Annotated in this window: 1 protein-coding gene; it reads left to right on the top strand. The window is 74.6% G+C overall.

Annotation, left to right across the window (positions count from 1 at the left end; translation table 11 throughout):
* Positions 1–152 precede the first annotated feature (152 nt).
* Positions 153–1,145 (top strand): GNAT family N-acetyltransferase, encoded by a 993-nt coding sequence (locus tag SJ20_RS01470; protein ID WP_044658687.1) that lies wholly within the window; start codon positions 153–155, stop codon positions 1,143–1,145.
* Positions 1,146–1,335 lie beyond the last annotated feature (190 nt).

Genomic DNA, 1,335 nt, shown 5'->3' with positions numbered 1-1,335 from the left:
CCGCGGAGACGCCGGGCCGTCGTCATGCCCGGGGCGGCCCTGCAACGCTGGTTGGGTTGTCGCGGGTGCCGCCGCCCCACACCCCCGATAACTCAACCCGCGATGGGCAGCCGGAGGGGTGGCGTCGACGCCGAGGCCGATAGCCTCGCGCCATGATCCTGCACATCACCCTCCCGGAGGACTGGGCCGCCGCGCGTCGCACCGGCCGCTACACGGCGTCGACGCGCGGCGCCTCGATCGACGACGTCGGCTTCCTCCACGCCTCCGACGACGCCGCCCAGGTAGGAGTCGTCGGCGCGGCGATCTACCCGGACCGGCCGGACGCGTTCGTCTGCGGCCTGGACGAGGACGAACTGGCGGGGGCCGGCCTGCGGGTGCGGCGCGAGCCGGGAGACCCCTCCGATCCCCACTCGGCCGAGTTCCCGCACGTCTATCCGGGCGGGGCCGCCTCCGGGCACATCCCGTGCTCGATGCTCACCCCCGTGACCGACCCACGGGCGGACGCCCGCGTGCACCGCGAAGACTCGGCCGAGGCCGCTGCGCTGCTCGACGCCGGGTGGAGCGTGCGATCCCGCTCCTGGGGCGCGCGCCTCCACCTCGACGACGACGCCGACCTGGCGCCCTACCGTGGCCACATCGCGGCGGCCGAAGCGCGGGGAATCGAGGTGCGGAGACTGACCGCCGTCGACCTGCCTGCCCTGCGCGCCCTCGACGAGGAAGCGGCTCCCCGATTCCCGCACACCGACGGCTCCCGTCACGAGCCGCTGCCGGACGACCTCGAGGCCCGACTGTCCACCCCAGAGGGGCTCGCCGTGGGGGCCTTCGAGGGAGGCGTGCTCATCGGATTCACCCTGACGTTCCGCTCCCCTGCCCGGTGGGAGGTCGACCGCACCGCGGTCGCGGCCGAGCACGAGAACCGTGGCGTGGCGAAGGCCGTCAAGGCGGCGACCGTCCTGGCGACCCATGCCCGCGGTGGGCGCGAGTGGGGAACCGGCGGCGCCGAGTCCAACGCGGCGTCCCTGCGGATGAACGCGGCCCTCGGGTTCCGTCTCGAGCCTGCCTGGCTCGGGCTGACCCCGCCCACGACGTGGGAGGAGTTCGCGCGGGCCCCGGCGTCAAGCTCCCTTGACGACAAGGTCACTTGACTGTCAAGCTTGCTTCACAACGTCCGGTCGGACGGCCCCCACAGAGCCTCCGAGGCGGGCCGGGCCACCGGCCCAGGGCATCGACCACAGGAGGGCCCCATGACCACGAACCACTCCCGCCACACCACCGCCGCCGCGGACGGCCCGGGCACCCGGTACCCGGTCCGCCCCGACGGCCCGGCGACTCCCC

It is taken from the genome of Micrococcus sp. MS-ASIII-49 (assembly GCF_000946635.1).
Taxonomy (GTDB): Bacteria; Actinomycetota; Actinomycetes; order Actinomycetales; family Micrococcaceae; genus Micrococcus; species Micrococcus luteus.
This window is presented reverse-complemented; position numbering and strand designations above follow the sequence as displayed.